The organism is Telluria sp. LT2P34 (assembly GCF_059685915.1).
On sequence record NZ_JCASIN010000004.1, the window covers coordinates 57,488 to 76,768 of the forward strand.

A 19,281-nucleotide genomic window follows, 5' to 3' on the forward strand; every position below is an offset into this window, starting at 1 on the left:
CAGATATAGTTAATTACTTGTCGTTTAAACCGCTGCCGCACCGGCGACGATTTCGGAGAGTTCTTTGGTAATCGCTGCCTGGCGGGTCTTGTTATAGATCAGCTTCAGCTCGCCGATGACGCTGCCTGCGTTGTCGCTTGCCGCCTTCATCGCGACCATGCGTGCCGATTGCTCGGACGCCAGGTTTTCCGCGACGGCCTGGTAGACCAGGGCCTCGACATAACGCACCAGCAGCTCGTCGATCACGACTTGCGGTTCCGGCTCGTAGATGTAATCCCACGAGATCGCGCCTTTTTCCTGTTCCATGTGCTTGGCCGGCAGCGGGAGCAATTGCTCAACGACCGGTTCCTGTTTCATCGTGTTGATGAACTTGGTGTAGCACAGGTAGACAGCGTCGAGCTGGCCATCCTGGTATGCATCGAGCATGACCTTGATCGGGCCGATCAGCTTGTCCAGGTGTGGCGTGTCGCCGAGCTGGGTCGCGGACGACACCAGCTTGACGCCGACACGGTTCAGGAAGCCCAGGCCCTTGTTGCCGATGGCGACAGCCTCGACACGGCTGCCCGCCGCTTCCAGTTCGCGCGATTTGACCGTGACCTGGCGCAGGATGTTGGTGTTCATGCCGCCGCACAGACCCTTGTCGGTCGTGACGACGATGAAGCCCACTGCCTTTGCCTGCACGTTCTTGGCTTGCGCCATGAACACGTGCGTGTACTCCGGGTTCGCGCCGGCCAGATTGGCGGTGATGTTCCGAATTTTTTCACTGTAGGGACGTGCCGACCGCATGCGTTCCTGCGCCTTGCGCATTTTCGATGCGGCGACCATTTCCATCGCCTTGGTGATCTTCTTCGTATTCTCTACGCTCTTGATCTTGCCACGAATCTCTTTGCCTACTGCCATGAGTCCTAACTCCTTCCGGTCATCCGGCGCCGCCCTGCAACAGCGGCGCCGAATTATCCATTATTAAAATGCGCCGGATTTTTTGAAATCAGCAATGGCGGCGGCGAGTGCTGCTTCGGCGTCCTTGTCCAGTTGCTTGGTTTCTTCGATCTTCGACAGGAGCGCAGCCTGTTTCGTCTTCAGGTAGCCATGCAGGCCGGCTTCGAACGGCAGCACCTGCTTGACTTCGATATCGTCCAGATAACCCTTGTTGACGGCGAACAGCGATGCGGCCATCAGCGAGATCGACAGCGGCGAGTACTGTGGCTGCTTGAGCAGCTCGGTCACGCGCGCACCACGGTCCAGCTGCTTGCGGGTCGATTCATCCAGGTCCGAGGCGAACTGCGCGAACGCGGCCAGCTCACGGTACTGCGCCAGGTCGGTACGGATACCGCCCGACAGGTTTTTGATGACCTTGGTCTGGGCGGCGCCACCGACGCGCGACACCGAGATACCGGCGTTGATCGCAGGACGGATACCGGCGTTGAACAGCGAGGTCTCCAGGAAGATCTGGCCGTCGGTAATCGAAATCACGTTGGTCGGCACGAAGGCGGACACGTCGCCCGCTTGCGTTTCGATGATCGGCAGTGCGGTCAGCGAACCGGTTTTACCCGTCACGGCGCCGTTGGTGAAGTTCGACACGTAGTCGGCGTTCACGCGTGCTGCGCGCTCGAGCAGGCGGCTGTGCAGGTAGAACACGTCGCCAGGATAGGCTTCGCGGCCTGGTGGACGGCGCAGCAGCAGCGAGATCTGGCGGTAAGCGACGGCTTGCTTCGACAGGTCGTCGTACACGATCAGTGCGTCTTCGCCGCGGTCGCGGAAGTATTCGCCCATCGCGCAGCCGGAGTATGCCGAGATGTACTGCATGGCGGCCGATTCCGACGCCGACGCGGCGACGACGATGGTGTATTCCATCGCGCCGTGCTGCTCGAGCGAGCGCACGATGTTCTTGATGGTCGACGCCTTCTGGCCGATCGCAACATACACGCAGGTCACGTTCTGGCCGCGCTGGTTGATGATGGCGTCGACAGCGACAGCCGATTTACCGGTCTGGCGGTCGCCAATGATCAGCTCGCGCTGGCCACGGCCGATCGGCACCATCGCGTCGATCGACTTGATGCCGGTCTGCATAGGCTGCGACACGGATTCGCGGGCGATCACGCCTGGCGCGATCTTTTCGATCGGCGCGGTCAGGGTCGTGGCGATCGGACCCTTGCCGTCGATCGGCTGGCCCAGTGCGTTGACCACACGGCCGCGCAGTTCAGGACCGATCGGCACTTCCAGGATGCGGCCGGTCGTCTTGACGGTGTCGCCTTCCGAGATGTGCTCGTAAGCACCCAGGATGACGGAACCGACCGAGTCGCGCTCGAGGTTCATCGCCAGGCCGAAGGTGTTGCCAGGGAATTCCAGCATCTCGCCCTGCATCACGTCCGACAGACCGTGGATGCGGCAGATACCGTCGGCCACGGAGATCACCGTGCCTTGATTGCGAACGTCAGTCGAACCTTCGAGGCCCTGGATGCGGCTCTTGATCAGTTCGCTGATTTCAGATGAATTAAGTTGCATGAGTGCTAACTCCTAATAAGTTCTTGATGCGTGGGCAAGGCGTGAGATGCCGGCAATGCGTGGAAAGTTCGATGCGATCTTACGCGACCAGCGCAGCATGCATCTGCTGCAGCTTGGCGCGCACCGAGGTATCGAGCACTTCATCGCCGACCAGCACGCGTACGCCACCGATCAGGGACGGGTCCACGGTCACCGTTGGGTTGAGCTTGCGGCCGAATTTCTTTTCCAGCGTGCCGACCAGTTGCGTGACCTGGGCATCGGACAGTGCAAAGGCGCTGGCGATGTCTGCGTCGGCGGCACCCGCCTGGGCGTTCTTCAGCACCTGGAACTGGGCGCCGATCTGCGGCAGCAGGCTGATGCGGCCATTTTCGGCCAGCATCTGCAGGAAGTTCGCGGCCTCGGGCGTCATCGGCGACTTGACCAGCGAGGTCAAGGTTGCAGTGAGATCACGCGCGGTCACGTTCGGGTTGGCGGCAAACGCCTGCACATCAGGGTTGGCGCCGACCTGGGTCAGTTCGGACACCAGTTCGGACCAGGCTGCCAGGTTGCCGGACTGCGCAACGCGGAACAGCGCTTCGGCGTAGGGACGGGCGACGGTTGCGAGTTCAGCCATGATTACAGCTCGGCCGACAGTTGCGTCAGCAGGGCGGCGTGCGCATCTGCATTCACTTCGCGCTTGAGGATCTGCTCGGCGCCTTTGACGGCCAATGCGGCCACCTGGCCACGCAGTTCTTCGCGCACGCGCGTCACTTGCTGCTCGGCGTCGGCGCGCGCGGCGGCAACGATACGGGCGGCTTCTTCGGCGGCGCTCTTCTTGGCGTCGTCGATGATCATCGCGGCGCGCTTTTCGGCGTCGACGATGCGTTTCTGGCCTTCGTCACGGGCGCTGGCCAGTTCGGCCTGCACGCGCTTTTCGGCGGCGGCGAGGTCGGCCTTGCCACGGTCGGCTGCGGCCAGGCCGTTGGCGATCCTGTCGGCGCGCTCGTCGAGCGCTTTCATCAGCGGCGGCCACACGAATTTCATCGTGAAGAGCGCCAGGACGAGGAAGACGGCGAGCTGTGCAAACAGAGTTGCGTTGAGGTTCACGGTATTTTCCTTCTCACAAAAACGGACGCCGAACCGTGATGGTTCGGCCCTTCAAAACCTGAGATGCGTCGTCTTAGACTGGGACGAACGGGTTCGCGAATGCGAACAGCATGGCGATACCGACGCCGATCAGGAATGCCGCGTCGATCAGGCCAGCCAGCAGGAACATCTTGGTCTGCAGGGTGTTCATCAGTTCTGGCTGACGTGCAGAAGCTTCGAGGTATTTACCGCCCATGATGGCGATACCGATACAAGCACCGATAGCGCCCAGACCGATGATCAAACCGCAAGCCAGTGCAACAAAAGAAAGGTCAGTCATGTTTACTCCAAAAAGTTAAATTAAGAACTAGATTAAAAAATTACAACTTCGTTACAACCACTATCTTGTTCGATGCTTGCGGCGCCGATCAGTGGCCTTCGTGGGCCTGACCGAGGTAGACCAGCGTCAGCATCATGAAGATGAATGCCTGCAGGAACACGATCAGGATGTGGAAGATCGCCCAGATCGAGCCGGCAATCACCTGGCCGGCGAAACCGAAGACGGTTGCGGTCGAGCCAAGCAAAGCGATCAAGAGGAACAGCAGCTCACCGGCAAACATGTTGCCGAACAGTCGCATACCGAGCGAAACCATTTTTGCTGCGTATTCGATGATGTTCAACAGCAGGTTGAATGGCGCCATGTAGATGCCGAACGGTGCCGCGAACAATTCGTGGAGCCAGCCGCCGAGGCCCTTGATCTTGATGCCGTAATAGATCATCAGGATCAGCACGCCGAGCGAAATACCGATGGTGCCGTTCAGGTCGGCGGTCGGGACCACGCGGTGGTAAGGGAACAGGTGCTCGACGCCAAGGGCGCCGAAGGCGGCCGCGAACAGGTCGACCGGCAGGAAGTCCAGCGAGTTCATCAGTGCAACCCAGACGAACACGGTCAGCGCCAGCGGGGCGATGAAGCTGCGGTCGCCATGGACGATGGTTTTCGACTGGTTGTCGACCATTTCGACCAGGATCTCGACGGCGGCCTGGAAACGTCCCGGCACGCCGGAAGTCGCCTTGCGCGCCGCCGACCACATCACCAGCAGGGCGAGCACGCCCATCGCGATCGACCAGAACATGGTGTCGTAGTGGATCACGGAAAAGTCGACCGGGCCATTCTGGTGGTGGTTCGACAGGTGACCCAGGTGGTGCTTGATGTACTCTGATGCGGTGGGCGCGTGCTGTGCTGCGCCTTCTACGGTGGTCGTCATATCAGTGCCTAAATAATAAGAATATGTAACTTTTTAGCGCCACGATGAAGCCGGCGAGGAGCGCCAGCCAATTCAGGTCGCGGTACAGCGTCGCGGCCAGCCCCAACAGGGCGACCGTCAGTGCAATCTTTACAAATTCCCAGATGAAAAATGTCGCAGGGTTGGCCCCGCCAGGCTTGCTTGCGCCGGCGAACAGTCGTACCGCCATGATGGCGTTCGGGACAACACAACAAATTCCGCCGAGTACCGCCGAAAAGGCCGCAGACCATCCCCCCAGCAGGCCGGCGAGGACGCCGACCATCGCTGTTGCGATCGCTTGCAGGGAGACCAGGCGCAACATTTTTATTCTTTCGCCTTGGCCAATGGAACCGCGTTACGGTGTGGTAATTACATGAATCAGCGGGATTATAAGTTCCTTAGGCCTCGGGAGTCAAACGATTCCAGTTGTACAGGAGTATGCATTGCGGCTGGAAATGTGACGTGAAACCGCGCCGATTGCCCGGTAATCCCTGCTATTTGCAGGCCGAGCCGGCGCCCGAGGTCACACTTGGGCATACCGTAGTTTTACTGTTGCCATTCCGCATCTGCCCGTGGCCGGGCCCTGCTTACGCGCGCAGCCGGGACAGCACGCCCTCCAGGATGTCGAGGTCGGCAAAATCGATGATCATCTGGCCGCGGCCCTTCGGCCCCATCTTGAACACCACCGGCGTGGCCAGCTTGTCCGACAGCTCTTCTTCCAGGCGCACGATGTCGCCCGACTTGTCCTTGACGCGCGGCGGCTGCACGCCGCTGGCCGCTTCTTCCAGGGCGCGGGCGACCAGCTTTTCGGTTTCGCGCACCGACAGCCGTTTCGCGATGACCTGGTTCGCCAGCGTGATCTGGCTGGCACTGTCGACCGACAGCAAGGCACGGGCGTGGCCCATGTCGATGTCGCCCGCCATCAGCATGGTCTGCACCGGCCCGGCCAGGTTCACCAGGCGCAGCAGGTTCGACACCGCGCTGCGCGAGCGTCCTACTGCGGTGGCCGCCTGCTCGTGGGTAAAGTCGAAATCGGAAATCAGGCGCGCGATGCCCTGCGCTTCTTCCAGCGGGTTCAGGTCTTCGCGCTGGATGTTCTCGATCAGGGCCATCGCCGCGGCGGCCTGGTCGTCGACGTCGCGCACCAGCACCGGAATCTCCATCAGGCCGGCGATCTGCGCCGCGCGGAAGCGCCGTTCGCCGGCAATGATTTCATATTGCCCTGCCTCGCCGCCCGCAACCGGGCGCACCAGCACCGGCTGCATCACGCCCTGGCTTTTAATGGACGCCGCCAGTTCGTTCAGCGCGCCCTCGTCCATGCGGGTGCGCGGCTGGTATTTGCCGGGCTGGAGTTGCGCGACCGGCAGCACGGAAGGTGCGCCCGCCACCGGCGCCTGGTCCATGTCGCCCCCGAGCAGTGCATCGAGACCGCGGCCGAGGCCCTTGAGTTTTTTCGTCGCCATGTGTGGATAACTCTTTCTGATTACATTGCTAATTACATCGTCTTGATGCGCTCGACCATTTCGGCCCCGAACGCGATATAGGCTTGCGCGCCTTTCGATGCCGGATCGAAGACAACGCCGGGAATGCCGTAGGACGGCGCTTCGGCCAGGCGCACGTTGCGCGGGATGATGGTCTTGAAGACCTTGCCGCCGAAGTGCTGCTCGAGCTGGGCCGAGACTTGCTGCGACAGGGTCATGCGCGGATCGAACATCACGCGCAGCAGGCCGATGATCTTCAAATCCGTGTTCAGGTTCGCATGCACCTTCTTGATCGTGTTGACCAGGTCCGACAGGCCTTCGAGCGCGTAGTACTCGCACTGCATCGGGATGATCACGCCATGCGCGGCGCACAGGCCGTTCAGGGTCAGCATCGACAAGGCCGGCGGGCAGTCGATCAGGATGAAATCGTAGTCGGCATCGACCTGGGCCAGCGCATCCTTCAGGCGCCGCTCGCGGTTGTCCAGCTCGACCATCTCGACTTCGGCGCCGGCCAGTTCGCGGTTCGCCGGCAGCACATCGAAGCGCCCGGCCTCGGAGCGCATGCGCGCCTGCCCCACCTCGGCCTCACCGAGCAGCACCTGGTAAGTCGACGCTTTCAGGGACGCCTTGTTGATGCCGGCGCCCATCGTCGCATTGCCCTGAGGGTCGAGGTCGACCAGCAGCACACGCTGGTTCAGCTTGGCTAGACCTGCCGACAGGTTCACACTGGTGGTCGTCTTGCCGACGCCGCCCTTCTGGTTTGCAACGCAAAATATTTTTGCCATTTATTCTTGTCCGGATACTGCACCATCAAGTTATACCGCTCATATCTTTTAAACAGAATAAACCGTTTAATCGGTTGTAACGGTATAAATCATTTATTTTGTTAATCTTGTTACGCTGCTTTTTGAATGAACACCAGATGGCGCTCCGCTTCCAGTTTTGCCACCCTCAAAGGCCGCAATTCCTGCACTTTCCACGCCCCGGGAAGCCGCTCCTGTTCCTCCGGCGGCGCCACCCCTTTTAAAGCAATGAATTGCCCGCCCTCGGCCAGCAGGTGCCCGGACCAGTTGACGAAATCGGACAGGTCGGCAAAAGCGCGCGAGGTGATGACGTCGAAAGGCCCGGCCTGCAGCTCCTGTACCTTCATCGTGTACACGGTGACGTTGGCCAGCCCCAGTTCCGCTTTCACCTGCTTTAAAAACGCCGTTTTCTTGTGCACGGTGTCGATCAGCGACACGTGCATGTCGGGGCGCGCAATCGCCAGCACGATGCCCGGCAAGCCGCCCCCTGCCCCGACGTCGAGCACATTGCGCGCGGCAAAAAAGGCCGGCACCGCCGCCAGCGAATCGAGCAGGTGGTGGGTCACCATCTGCATCGGGTCGCGCAAGGAGGTCAGGTTGTAGACGCTGTTCCACTTGGCCATCAGGGCCAGGTAATCCATCAGCTGGGTACGCTGCTCGGGCCCGATATTCAGGCCCATCTCCTCGATGCCGTCGTCCAGCACCTGCGCCAGCACAGCGCGATCGAAACCCTTCACTGTGCGGTCTCCTCGGTTGGGGTGGCGCTAAAACCCTTGGCGCCGCGCTTTTTCAGGTGCACCAGCAGCAGCGAAATCGCCGCCGGGGTAATGCCCGAGATGCGCGAGGCCTGGCCCAGGGTTTCCGGACGCTGTTTATCCAGCTTCTGGCGCACTTCGATCGATAGCGCGGCAATCTCCAGATAGTCCAGGTTGTCCGGCAATTTCATGTTTTCGTAGTGGTCGTGACGTTCGACTTCCTTGGCCTGGCGGTCGATGTAGCCGGCGTATTTCAGCTGGATTTCGACCTGTTCCCTGACGGCCGGATCGTCGACGCCGGGGCCGGCCAGGGTCTGCCCGTCGCTGCCGGTCATCGTCATCAAGACCTCGTAGCCGACGTTCGGACGGCGCAGCAGGTCGGCAAGGTTGTACTCGCGCTCGAGCGCCTGCCCCACCACGCGTTCGGATTCGGCGGCGGCCAGGATGCGCGGATTGACCCAGGTCGAGCGCAGGCGCTCGAGTTCGCGTGCGACCGCCTCGCGTTTGGTGTCGAAAGCCTGCCATTGGGCGTCGCCCACCACGCCGAGCCTGCGGCCGATTTCCGTCAGGCGCATGTCGGCATTGTCTTCGCGCAGCGATAGACGGTATTCGGCGCGGCTGGTGAACATGCGGTAGGGTTCCAGTACGCCCTGGGTGGTCAGGTCATCGACCAGCACGCCAAGATAGGCTTCCGAGCGGCCCGGGGTCCAGGCCTCTTGCCCCTTGGTTTGCAGCGCCGCGTTGATGCCTGCGAGCAGGCCCTGGGCCGCCGCTTCTTCGTAGCCGGTGGTGCCGTTGATCTGGCCGGCAAAGTACAGGCCCTTGATGGCCTTGGTCTCCAGCGAGGATTTCAGCCCGCGCGGGTCGAAATAATCGTACTCGATGGCATAGCCGGGTCGCAAAATAAACGCGTTTTCCATGCCTTTCATCGAGCGCACCAGGGCGATCTGCACGTCGAAAGGCAGACTGGTCGAGATCCCATTCGGGTAGATCTCGTGGGTCGTGAGGCCTTCCGGCTCGAGGAAGATCTGGTGCGAATCTTTCGAGGCAAAGCGGTGGATCTTGTCTTCGATCGATGGGCAATAGCGCGGGCCGACGCCCTCGATGACGCCGGTGTACATCGGGCTGCGGTCGAGGCCGCTGCGGATGATGTCGTGGGTTTGCGCATTCGTGTGCGTGACCCAGCATGGCACCTGGCGCGGATGCATCGCGGCATTGCCCATATAGGAAAACACCGGCACCGGATCGAGGTCGCCCGGCTGCTCGGCCAGCACCGAAAAATCGATACTGCGCCCGTCGATGCGGGGCGGCGTGCCGGTTTTCAGGCGCCCTTGCGGCAGCTGCAATTCTTTCAGACGGGTCGACAGCGCCACCGCCGCCGGGTCGCCTGCGCGCCCGGCCGTATGGTTTTGCAAGCCGACGTGGATTTTACCGTCGAGGAAAGTACCGGCGGTCAGCACCACTGCGCGTGCGCGGAACTGCAGTCCGATCTGGGTGACGGCGCCGACCACCCGGTCGCCTTCGACCATCAGGTCGTCCACGGCCTGCTGGAACAGCCACAGGTTGGGCTGGTTTTCGATGCGCGAGCGGATTGCCGCCTTGTAGAGGATGCGGTCGGCCTGGGCGCGCGTGGCCCGGACTGCCGGCCCCTTGGACGAATTCAGGATGCGAAACTGGATGCCGGACTCGTCGGTGGCAATCGCCATCGCGCCGCCCAGGGCGTCGACTTCCTTGACCAGGTGGCCCTTGCCGATCCCGCCGATCGAGGGATTGCAGGACATCTGGCCCAGGGTTTCAATATTGTGCGTCAGGAGCAGTGTCTTTTGCCCCATGCGCGCGGAAGCAAGCGCGGCTTCAGTGCCGGCATGGCCGCCGCCGACGACGATGACGTCGAATTCAGTTGGAAATAGCATGATGGAAGAGTAAAGCGAGGAGGCTAATGCGCGATTATAGGATCTTTTGCCGCCCCAGACCCAGCTCGACCAAAATACAGCAGCGCGATTGTTTCACGTGGAACACATTTAGTGCGGCGCCCGGCGATGTTCCACGTGAAACAATGGACACGCGGCCGTACAAACACGCCGCCGGTTTCCACTATGTTTCACGTGAAACAATGCCTCAGGTCGCCCAAGTGACGACGGCATCGAAGCCGGTCTTGACGATCAAGGTGGACACGACCACCAGGAATAATTTCCGGACAAAGGCGCTGCCATGCTTGATCGCCAGCTTCGTACCGACCAGGGACCCGGCGATCTGGCAGGCGGCCATCAGCAATCCGAGCTGCCATAGCAGGTGACCGCTGTAACCAAACCACATCAGGGCCGACAGGTTGCAGGCCACATTCACGATCTTCGCCGCCGCCGAGGCACTGAGGAAATCAAATCCAAAGAAGCGCACGAACAGAAAAATCAGGAAACTGCCTGTGCCGGGACCGAAGAAGCCGTCGTAAAAACCGATCGCCGCGCCGATGCCGACCGCCCACCAGCGTTCCGCCATGCCGCTGTGCAGCGGCGCATGGGTGGCGCCGAGGTCCTTCTTGCGGAAGGTATAGATGGCAACGGCGAGCAAGACGAAGGGCAACAGCGAGCGCACGAAATCGCCAGGCACGCGGGTCACCGTCCAGGCGCCGGCAAAGGACAGGGCAAACGCGGCCAGCGCCGCCGGCGCCGCGGCGCTCCAGGCGACGCGCACCCGCCGCGCGTAATTCACGGCCGCCACGCTGGTGCCGCAAATACTCGCAAGCTTGTTTGTGCCCAATAAAGTGGCAGGGACCTCTTTCGGCAGGAAGGAAAAGATTGCGGGGATCTGGATCAAGCCGCCGCCGCCGACCACAGCGTCCACCAGGCCGGCGAGAAAGGCTGCACCGCCGAGCCATACGAAGTCCATCATCTCTTGCCCCGCAATATTGAAGAGGTGAAATTGTACGGCAACTCGACAGCGCAGCGCGGCCATGGTGTAAGCTGAACCGTCCCCTCCACTCCCATCGCAGCCATGACCGCCTTTGCCTTCAGCACCGTCGCCACCATCGTTTCCGAAGCCCACATCAGCGCACGCCTGGGCGCGTTGATCGCCGAGCGCTTTCCCGCCACACGGCGCGCCTTATTCGTGACCGACGCTGGTTTCCTGCGCACCGGCCTGCTCGACGGCCCCCGTGCCAGCCTGGCCCGGCACGGTATCGACACCAGCGTGTTTTCGGGCGTGGTGGCCGATCCGGCCGAGGCGGTCGTCATGGACGCCGTCGCCTTTGCCCGGCGTGACAACATCGACCTGGTGATCGGCTTCGGCGGCGGCAGTTCGATGGACGTGGCCAAGCTGATCGCGGTGCTGGCCAACAATGAGCAGCCGATTGCCGACATCTATGGCATCGGCAAGGTACAGGGAGCGCGGCTGCCGCTGGTGCAAATACCTACCACTGCCGGCACCGGCTCGGAAGTGACCAACATCGCCATCGTGACCACCGGCGCCACCACCAAGATGGGCGTGGTTGCGCCCCAGCTCTACGCCGACCTCGCCATCCTGGATGCGGCCTCGACGCTGGGTTTGCCGCCCTTGGTGACTGCCGCCACCGGCATCGACGCCATGGTGCATGCGATCGAAGCCTATACCAGCAAGCACAAGAAGAACCCAATCTCCGATGTGCTGGCGCGCCAGGCCTTGCGCTTATTGTCGGGCAACCTGATCCGGGCATGCGAACACGGAGACGACCTGGCGGCGCGCCAGGCGATGCTGCTCGGCGCCTGCCTCGCGGGGCAGGCGTTTTCGAATGCGCCGGTGGCCGCCGTGCATGCGCTGGCTTACCCGATCGGCGGCATTTTCCACGTGCCGCACGGTCTGTCGAATTCGCTCGTGCTGCCGCACGTGCTGCGCTTTAACGCGCCGGTGGCCGCGCCCTTGTATGCCGAACTGGCGGCCGTCGTCGTACCTGATGCGAGCGGCAGCACCGAAGCGCGCACGGAAGCCTTGATTGTTGCAATGCAGCAGATGGCGCGCATGACCGGCATCCAGACGACCTTGAGCCAGCTTGGGATCGCGTCGAGTGACCTGGAGCGGCTTGCGGACGACGCCATGCTGCAGACTCGCCTGCTCGGCAACAACCCGCGCGAACTGACCCGTGCCGATGCGCACGCGATCTACGCCGCCGCCTTATAGCCTGGCGCCTGCAAAAAAGTCGAGCAACAAGGCGTTGACGCGCTCGGCGGCGGTGACCTGCAGCCAGTGGTCGGCGCCGTCGATGCGCTCGTAGCGGAAGCTGTTTGAGACGTAGCGGGCCGAGTCGGCCATCTGCTGTTCGCCCAGCGCCGGATCGAGGCTGCTCCAGACGCCCATGACCGGCACCGTGACCGGCGCGCTCCCGGTGGCGAAGCCCAGGCCGCGCGGCAGGGTGGCCCGATAATAGTTCAAGGCTGCCGTCAGCCGGCCCGGCTCGAGCAGGCTGCGCCGCCAATACGACACCTGGGTGCGGTCGGAGGTGAAATGCCGCAGCAGGTAGAAATCGGCGGCCCGCAGGGAGTGCTCGGCCAGGCCCGGCAGCATGAACCACAGCGCATAGGCGCTGCGCAGCGTCTGCTCGATGCCGGCGCGGGCAAAGGCGGCGGGATGGCCCACCGACAGCGCCACGAACTGCTCGATGCGGTGCGGCGCTTGCATGCACAGCATCCAGCCGGCGAGCGCGCCCCAGTCGTGGCCGACGATGCGGGCCCGCGGCAGGTCGAGCGCGTCCAGCATGGCCAGCACATCGTTGCAGACGTGTTCCAGACGGTAAGCCGATACCGCGCTCGGGGCATCGGTCTGGCCATAGCCGCGCAGGTCGGGCGCCAGCACCCGGTAGCCGGCGTGCACCAGCGGCGCCACCTGCTTGCGCCAGACCATGTGGGTATCCGGAAAACCGTGCAGCAGGACGACTGCCGGCCCCTGCCCCACGCTGCGCACATGCATGCGCAGGCCATTCACATCCAGCCGCAGCGATTCTTCCTTCATGCCGGGTCGCCGCCCCGCCCGCGCCTGCCACGCGCGAACAGCGCCTGCGCTTCACCGACGATTCCGCGCCGGAACAGCAGCACGCACACGATAAAGATCAGTCCGGTCACCATGCCGACCGACTCGCCGAGCGAGCCGAACCAGGCGACGCCGGTGCGCTCGGCCAGCGCCACGCCCCAGTCGCCCAGCTTGTTTTCCAGCGCCACGATCAGGCAAGCGCCGATGATCGGCCCGGCCATCGTGCCCATGCCGCCCACCAGGGTCATCAGGACCACCAGGCCCGACATGGTCCAGTGGACGTCGGTCAGGGTCTCGAAGCCCAGCACGAGCGTCTTGGTGGCTCCTGCAAGGCCTGTGAGGGCGGCGGAGAGTACAAAGGCGAGCAGCTTGTAGCGGTCGGCGTCGTAGCCGAGGGAAATGGCGCGCGGCTCGTTTTCCTTGATCGCTTTGAGCACTTGTCCGAAGGGCGAATGGACGATGCGCACGATCAGTGCAAAACCGGCGGCGCAGATGGCCAGCACCAGGTAGTACAGGCTCAGGTCATTGCCCAGGTCCAGCAGGCCGAACAGGCGGCCGCGCGGCACCCCTTGCAAGCCATCCTCGCCACCCGTGAACGGACTGCGCAGCGCCGCGAAATACACCATCTGCGCCAGCGCCAACGTGATCATCGAAAAATAAATGCCCTGGCGGCGAATCGCCAGCGCACCGACCACCAGGCCCAGCAGGCTGCTGGCCGCGACCCCGGCCAGGATGCCGAGTTCGGGCGACAGGCCCCGGGAAGCCAGCAGGTAACCGGTGACATAGCCGGCGCTGCCGAAAAAAGCGGCATGCCCGAACGAGAGCAGCCCGGTAAACCCGATCAGGAGGTTGAAGGCGCAGGCGAACAGGGCAAAGCACAGCAGCTTCATCAGGAACACCGGATAGCCGAAAAAGGGCGCGGCCAGGGCAATCGCCAGGGCCAGCGCGTACACGAGCTTTTTAGGCATGCTTCACTTCTCCTTGCCGAACAGGCCAGCCGGGCGCAGCAACAGCACGACGACCATGACGACGAACACCACCACTTCCGAGCCTTCCGGATACACCACGCGCGTCAGGCCTTCGATCACGCCCAGCAGCAGGCCGGTGACGATCGAGCCGAGAATCGACCCCATGCCGCCGATCACCACCACCGCGAACACGACGATGATCAGGTTCGAGCCCATCAAGGGCGTGACGTTGATCACCGGCGCCGCCAGCACCCCGGCCAGGCCGGCCAGGGCCACGCCGAAGCCATAGGTCAGCGTGACCATGCGCGGGACATTCACACCGAAGGCTTCGACCAGCTTCGGGTTTTCGGTACCGGCGCGCAGCGTGGCGCCGAGCCGCGTCTTTTCGATGACGAACCAGGTGCCGAGGCACACCGTCAGCGACACGGCGACCACCCAGGCGCGGTAGTTCGGCAGGATCATGAAGCCGAGGTCGGTGGCGCCGCTGAGCGCTTCCGGCACCTCGAGGGTCTGGCCGGACACGCCGAAGAAGGAGCGGAACACGCCCTCCAGCAACAAGGTGATGCCGAAGGTCAGCAGCAAGCCATACAAATGGTCCAGCTTGTACAAGCGGTGCAGCATGGTTTTTTCGACCAGGATGCCGAAGGCGCCGACGGCCAGCGGCGCCAGCACCAGCATCATCCAGTAGTTCAGGCCGTACGAGGTGACGCCGATAAAGGCGAAAAAGGCCCCCATCATGTACAGCGCGCCATGCGAGAAATTAATCACGTTCAGCAGGCCGAAGATGACGGCCAGGCCGAGCGAGAGCATGGCGTAGAACGAGCCGTTGACCAGCCCCAGCAGGAGCTGGCTCATCACGGCTTGCAGGGGGACTCCGAAGATTTCCATGGACGCTAGAACAATGGGCGATCAAGCCGTCATTTCCAGGCCACGCACTTGGTCTCCGCCTTGGTCGTATACGCCTGGGCGCCGGGAATGGTGGCTACCCGCTTGTAGTAATCCCAGGGGTATTTCGACTCGGCCGGCGTCTTGACCTGCATCAGGTGCATGTCGTAGACCATGCGGCCGTCGCCGCGGATCTCGCCATTCTTGGCGAACATGTCGTTGATCTTGCGCGTTTTCAGGTGCGCCATGACCTTGGTCGGGTCGTCGGTGCCAAGCGCCTTGACGGCGTTCAGGTAGTTGGTCGCCGCCGAGTAATCGGCCGCCTGCAGCATCGACGGCTGCTTCTTCATCTTGGCAAAATACCGCTTCGACCAGGCCCGGGTGTCGGGATTCATGTCCCAGTACCAGCCGTCGGTCAGGTACATGCCCTGGGTCGCCGGCAAGCCCAAGGTGTGGACGTCGTTGATGAACACCAGCAGGCCGGCGATCTTCATGTTTTTGCTCAAGCCGAATTCGCGCGCCGCCTTGATCGTGTTGATCGTGTCGCCGCCGGCGTTCGCCAGCCCCAGCACCTGGGCCTTGGACGACTGCGCCTGCAGCAGGAAGGAAGAGAAATCCGAGGCCGCCAGCGGATGGCGCACGCTGCCCACCACGGTGCCGCCGTTCTTCTTCACGACTTCGGCCGTATCCTTTTCCAGCGAATGGCCGAAGGCATAATCGGCGGTCAGGAAATACCAGCTCTTGCCGCCCTGGCGGATCACGGCCGAGCCCGTCCCGCGGGCGAGCGCGACCGTGTCGTAGGCGTAGTGCACGGTGTACGGGGAACACTGTTCATTGGTCAGCTGGGCGGAACCGGCGCCGATGGCAATGAACACTTTTTTCTTTTCCGCCGCGACCTTGGCCATGGCCAGGCTGGCGCCGGAATTGGTGCCGCCGATCAGCATGTCGACGCCGCCCTGGTCGAACCATTCGCGCGCCTTCGAGGCGGCGATGTCGGGTTTGTTCTGGTGGTCGGCCACCACGAATTCGATTTTTTTGCCGTTCACCGCGCCGCCGAGGTCGGCAATGGCCATGCGCACGGCCTCGGCGCCGCCCTTGCCGTCGACGTCCGAATACACGCCGGACAGGTCGGTGATCATGCCGATCTTGATGGTGTCGCCGCTGATCTGGGCGGCGGCGGGCAAGCTGAGGCCGGCAAGGGCGGCGCTGGCGGCAAGGGCGAGGATGGTGCGTTTCATGGTGTCTCCGTTTTTTTAAGGTGAAATTTCTTAAACGCCAAGCAATTCGGTCAATAGCGGCATTCGCTCCTGCAAGTCACGCGCTTCCACCGTGGCGACGATCGCGCCATGCTCGACGACGTGAAAACGGTCCGCCAGCGGCGCGGCAAAGCGGAAGTTCTGTTCGACCATCAGGATGGTGTAGCCGCGCGCCTTGAGCGTGGTGATGGTGCGCGCCAGTCCCTGCACGATGACCGGCGCCAGTCCTTCCGAAATTTCGTCGAGCAGCAGCAGCCGCGCACCGGTGCGCAGGATGCGCGCCACCGCCAGCATCTGCTGCTCGCCGCCGGACAGGCGCGTGCCCTGGCTGTGGCGCCGCTCCTGCAGATTCGGGAACATGGCATAGATTTCGTCGAGCGACATCGCGTTGCCGGCGTCGGCCAGCGCGGGTGGCAGCAACAGGTTTTCCTCGGCCGACAGCGACGCGAAGATGCCGCGCTCTTCCGGGCAATAGCCGACCCCGAGGTGGGCGATGCGGTGCGTGGCCAGGCCGATCGATTCGACGCCATCGATGCGGATCGAACCGCTGCGGCGGCTGGTCAATCCCATGATGGCGCGCAGCAAGGTCGTGCGCCCGGCGCCATTTCTCCCCAGCAGGGTGACGACTTCGCCCGGCGCCACCGAGACATCGATGCCGTGCAGGATGTGCGATTCGCCGTACCAGGCTTGCAGGTTGCGGATCTCGAGCGCCGCCGTCGTCATTGTTCGACTCCATCCGGCGTGCCCATGTAGGCCTCGATCACCCGCGGATTGCTGGAGACCTCGGCATAACTGCCCTCGGCCAGCACGGCGCCGCGCTGCAGCACCGAGATGTGGTCGCAGATGCCGGCCACGACGTTCATGTTGTGCTCGACCATCAGGATGGTGCGCCCTTGCGCCACTTTTTTGATCAAGGCCGTCACGCGGCCCACGTCTTCATGGCCCATGCCCTGGGTCGGCTCGTCGAGCAGCATCAGTTCCGGTTCCATCGCCAGCGTGGTGGCGATCTCGAGCGCGCGCTTGCGGCCATAGGGCAAGTCGGCGGTGACGCTGTCGGCCAGGTGCGCCAGGTCGACCTCGGCCAGCAGGTCCATGGCGCGCGCGTCCAGGGCCCCCAGCGAGCCTTCGCTGCGCCAGAAATGAAAGCTGGTGCCGAGCTGGCGCTGCAGGCCGATGCGCACGTTCTGCAGCACGGTCAGATGGGGAAACACGGCGGAAATCTGGAAGGAGCGGATGATGCCCATGCGCGCGATCTGGGCCGGGCGGGCGCGCGTGATGTCGCGGCCGTTGAACAGGATCTGTCCGGAAGTCGGTACCAGGAATTTGGTGAGCAAATTAAAACAGGTGGTCTTGCCGGCGCCGTTCGGGCCGATCAGGGCGTGGATATGGCCGCGCTGCACGCTGAGGTCGACCCCGTCGACGGCGGTAAAACCCTTGAATTCCTTGGTCAGGCGTTTCGTTTCAAGAATCACATCCGCCATCGTCTCTCCAGTGCCTTAATCAACGTCTGTTTCAGCTGCCAAGTCGCGACTCTTATCAAATATACACAGTTCAGCCGGGGCCGACAATACAAGCCGGCCGGCGCACGGCCCGCCAGGTGCGGAACCGGCGCCCACCGATTGTGCAAAATTGAACAGGACAGAACAGGCGGAATCAGCGTCGGGCGGCGGCGATCAGGGCGGCCGCTTTTTCGGCGATCATCATGGTCGGCGCATTCGTGTTTCCCGAGGTAATGAACGGCATGATCGACGCATCCACCACGCGCAGGCGTTCGACGCCGAAGACGCGCAACTCGCTGTCGACGACCGCCAGCGGATCGTCCCGTTTGCCCATCTTGCAGGTGCCGACCGGATGGAAAATCGTGGTGCCGATCAGGCCGGCGGCTTGCGCCAGCTCTTCTTCGGTGCGGTACTGCGGTCCCGGCTTGAATTCCTCGGGCCGGTAGCGCGCCAGCGCCGGCGCCGCGACGATGCGGCGCGTCAGCGCCAGTGCCGCCGCTGCGGTGCGGCGATCGTCATCGGTCGACAGGTAATTCGGCGTGATCTTCGGCGCCGCATAGCTGTCCTGGCCGGCCAGGCGCACGTGGCCACGCGAGCTCGGGCGCAGGTTGCAGACGCTGGCCGTAAACGCGGGGAAACCGTGCAGCGGATCGCCGAATTTTTCCAGCGACAGCGGCTGGACATGGTATTGCAGGTCCGGGCTCGCTTGTGCGGGACTGGAGCGTGCGAACGCACCGAGCTGCGACGGCGCCATCGACATCGGGCCGCTCTGGAACATGGCATATTCGAGGCCGATCTTCATCTTGCCGAACCAGTTACTCGCACTCGTGTTCAGGGTTTTCACGCCGCTCACCTTGAACACCATGCGCAGCTGCAAATGGTCTTGCAGGTTGTCGCCGACCCCGGGCGCGTCCACCAGCGGCGTGATCCCGTGGCGCTGCAGGTGGCTTGCTGCGCCGATGCCCGACAATTGCAGCAGATGGGGCGAGCCGATGGCGCCGGCCGCGAGCAGGGTTTCGCCATGCGCGGTGGCGGTAAACGTGCGCCCGCCGCCGCTGAATTGGACGCCGCGGCAGACCTTGCCCTGGTCCGAATCCTCGATGATGAGGCGCTCGACATGGCAGCCGGTCATGATGGTCAGGTTGGGGCGCACGGCGGCCGGTTTCAAAAAGGCTTTCGCGGTGTTCAGGCGGATGCCGCGCCGCTGGTTGACTTCGAAATACGAGGAGCCGGCGTTGTCGCCGCCATTGAAATCCTCGACCTTGTCGATGCCCTCCTGCGCCAGGGCGTCGCGGAAGGCATCCAGGACTTGCCACGACAGGCGCTGCTTTTCGACGCGCCATTCGCCCCCTGCCCCATGGTTCTCGCTGGCGCCGCGATAATGGTCTTCGCTTTTCTTAAACAGCGGCAGCACCTTGTCCCAGCCCCAGGACGAATCGCCGCAGGCCTCGGCCCAGCGCTCGTAATCGCCGCGCTGACCGCGCATGTAGATCATGCCGTTGATCGACGAACTGCCGCCGAGAACTTTCCCGCGTGGATAAATCAGAGCGCGGCCGTTCAGGCCGGGATCGGGTTCGGTATTGAACAGCCAGTCGGTGCGCGGATTGCCGATACAGCGCAGATAGCCGACCGGGATGTGGATCCACAGGTAATCGTCGCGCGCACCGGCTTCGATCAGCAGCACCGTGACATCTTTGTTCCGGGTCAGGCGATTGGCCAGGACGCAGCCTGCGCTGCCGGCCCCCACGATGATGTAGTCATATTCTCCGGCCGTTTCCACGCAAGC

The 19,281-nt window shown here is 63.0% G+C and carries 20 protein-coding genes; 1 reads left to right on the plus strand and 19 read right to left on the minus strand.

Annotation, left to right across the window (positions count from 1 at the left end; translation table 11 throughout):
- Positions 1 to 24: 24 nt before the first annotated feature.
- The 12 genes from atpG to AC56KZ_RS12895 all read right to left on the minus strand — a co-directional run bounded on the left by atpG (position 25) and on the right by AC56KZ_RS12895 (position 10,781).
- Complete coding sequence (gene atpG, locus AC56KZ_RS12840) at positions 25 to 900, minus strand: F0F1 ATP synthase subunit gamma (protein ID WP_497162562.1); 876 nt, start codon at positions 898 to 900, stop codon at positions 25 to 27.
- 63 nt (positions 901 to 963) lie between these two features.
- A complete protein-coding gene (gene atpA / locus AC56KZ_RS12845; protein WP_497162563.1) occupies positions 964 to 2,505 on the minus strand; it encodes a F0F1 ATP synthase subunit alpha in 1,542 nt (513 codons plus the stop codon).
- Between the two features lie 79 nt (positions 2,506 to 2,584).
- Positions 2,585 to 3,118, minus strand: coding sequence for a F0F1 ATP synthase subunit delta (locus AC56KZ_RS12850; protein WP_497162564.1), 534 nt, complete (start codon positions 3,116 to 3,118; stop codon positions 2,585 to 2,587).
- Between the two features lie 2 nt (positions 3,119 to 3,120).
- The gene (locus AC56KZ_RS12855; RefSeq protein ID WP_497162565.1) at positions 3,121 to 3,591 is read right to left on the minus strand and encodes a F0F1 ATP synthase subunit B; all 471 of its coding nucleotides are present in this window, start codon (positions 3,589 to 3,591) and stop codon (positions 3,121 to 3,123) included.
- Positions 3,592 to 3,664: 73 nt separating this feature from the next.
- Complete coding sequence (atpE, locus tag AC56KZ_RS12860) at positions 3,665 to 3,910, minus strand: F0F1 ATP synthase subunit C (protein ID WP_183554857.1); 246 nt, start codon at positions 3,908 to 3,910, stop codon at positions 3,665 to 3,667.
- Between the two features lie 88 nt (positions 3,911 to 3,998).
- Positions 3,999 to 4,835 carry a F0F1 ATP synthase subunit A gene (gene atpB, locus AC56KZ_RS12865; protein ID WP_497162566.1) on the minus strand — a complete coding sequence of 279 codons (837 nt, stop codon included), beginning with the start codon at positions 4,833 to 4,835 and terminating at the stop codon, positions 3,999 to 4,001.
- Position 4,836: 1 nt separating this feature from the next.
- A complete protein-coding gene (locus tag AC56KZ_RS12870) occupies positions 4,837 to 5,175 on the minus strand; it encodes an ATP synthase subunit I (RefSeq protein ID WP_497162567.1) in 339 nt (112 codons plus the stop codon).
- Positions 5,176 to 5,440: 265 nt separating this feature from the next.
- On the minus strand, positions 5,441 to 6,316 hold the full coding sequence (locus AC56KZ_RS12875) for a ParB/RepB/Spo0J family partition protein (protein ID WP_497162568.1): 876 nt from the start codon (positions 6,314 to 6,316) through the stop codon (positions 5,441 to 5,443).
- Between the two features lie 32 nt (positions 6,317 to 6,348).
- Complete coding sequence (locus tag AC56KZ_RS12880) at positions 6,349 to 7,119, minus strand: ParA family protein (protein ID WP_497162569.1); 771 nt, start codon at positions 7,117 to 7,119, stop codon at positions 6,349 to 6,351.
- Between the two features lie 110 nt (positions 7,120 to 7,229).
- Complete coding sequence (gene rsmG, locus AC56KZ_RS12885; protein WP_497162570.1) at positions 7,230 to 7,874, minus strand: 16S rRNA (guanine(527)-N(7))-methyltransferase RsmG; 645 nt, start codon at positions 7,872 to 7,874, stop codon at positions 7,230 to 7,232.
- Complete coding sequence (gene mnmG / locus AC56KZ_RS12890) at positions 7,871 to 9,805, minus strand: tRNA uridine-5-carboxymethylaminomethyl(34) synthesis enzyme MnmG (protein WP_497162571.1); 1,935 nt, start codon at positions 9,803 to 9,805, stop codon at positions 7,871 to 7,873. Before mnmG ends, rsmG begins: the two co-directional genes overlap by 4 nt.
- 205 nt (positions 9,806 to 10,010) lie before the next feature.
- On the minus strand, positions 10,011 to 10,781 hold the full coding sequence (locus tag AC56KZ_RS12895; protein WP_497162572.1) for a sulfite exporter TauE/SafE family protein: 771 nt from the start codon (positions 10,779 to 10,781) through the stop codon (positions 10,011 to 10,013).
- Positions 10,782 to 10,883: 102 nt separating this feature from the next.
- Between AC56KZ_RS12895 and AC56KZ_RS12900 the strand changes: the two genes are divergently transcribed.
- Positions 10,884 to 12,041, plus strand: a complete 1,158-nt coding sequence (locus AC56KZ_RS12900) for an iron-containing alcohol dehydrogenase (protein WP_497162573.1) — start codon at positions 10,884 to 10,886, stop codon at positions 12,039 to 12,041.
- Here the strand turns inward: AC56KZ_RS12900 and AC56KZ_RS12905 are convergent.
- The 7 genes from AC56KZ_RS12905 to AC56KZ_RS12935 all read right to left on the minus strand — a co-directional run bounded on the left by AC56KZ_RS12905 (position 12,036) and on the right by AC56KZ_RS12935 (position 19,275).
- Positions 12,036 to 12,869 carry an alpha/beta fold hydrolase gene (locus AC56KZ_RS12905; RefSeq protein WP_497162574.1) on the minus strand — a complete coding sequence of 278 codons (834 nt, stop codon included), beginning with the start codon at positions 12,867 to 12,869 and terminating at the stop codon, positions 12,036 to 12,038. The genes AC56KZ_RS12900 and AC56KZ_RS12905 overlap by 6 nt on opposite strands.
- Complete coding sequence (locus AC56KZ_RS12910; RefSeq protein ID WP_497162575.1) at positions 12,866 to 13,855, minus strand: branched-chain amino acid ABC transporter permease; 990 nt, start codon at positions 13,853 to 13,855, stop codon at positions 12,866 to 12,868. Before AC56KZ_RS12910 ends, AC56KZ_RS12905 begins: the two co-directional genes overlap by 4 nt.
- A 3-nt stretch (positions 13,856 to 13,858) precedes the next feature.
- Entirely contained in the window at positions 13,859 to 14,743 is an 885-nt protein-coding gene (locus tag AC56KZ_RS12915) for a branched-chain amino acid ABC transporter permease (RefSeq protein WP_497162576.1), read from the minus strand.
- 29 nt (positions 14,744 to 14,772) lie between these two features.
- On the minus strand, positions 14,773 to 15,978 hold the full coding sequence (locus AC56KZ_RS12920) for an ABC transporter substrate-binding protein (RefSeq protein WP_497162577.1): 1,206 nt from the start codon (positions 15,976 to 15,978) through the stop codon (positions 14,773 to 14,775).
- Between the two features lie 30 nt (positions 15,979 to 16,008).
- Complete coding sequence (locus tag AC56KZ_RS12925) at positions 16,009 to 16,719, minus strand: ABC transporter ATP-binding protein (RefSeq protein ID WP_497162578.1); 711 nt, start codon at positions 16,717 to 16,719, stop codon at positions 16,009 to 16,011.
- Positions 16,716 to 17,477: an ABC transporter ATP-binding protein gene (locus AC56KZ_RS12930; RefSeq protein WP_497162579.1), complete on the minus strand. Its 762-nt coding sequence runs from the start codon at positions 17,475 to 17,477 to the stop codon at positions 16,716 to 16,718. The genes AC56KZ_RS12925 and AC56KZ_RS12930 overlap by 4 nt, the downstream gene beginning before the upstream one ends.
- A 172-nt stretch (positions 17,478 to 17,649) precedes the next feature.
- Positions 17,650 to 19,275: a GMC family oxidoreductase gene (locus AC56KZ_RS12935; RefSeq protein WP_497162580.1), complete on the minus strand. Its 1,626-nt coding sequence runs from the start codon at positions 19,273 to 19,275 to the stop codon at positions 17,650 to 17,652.
- Positions 19,276 to 19,281 lie beyond the last annotated feature (6 nt).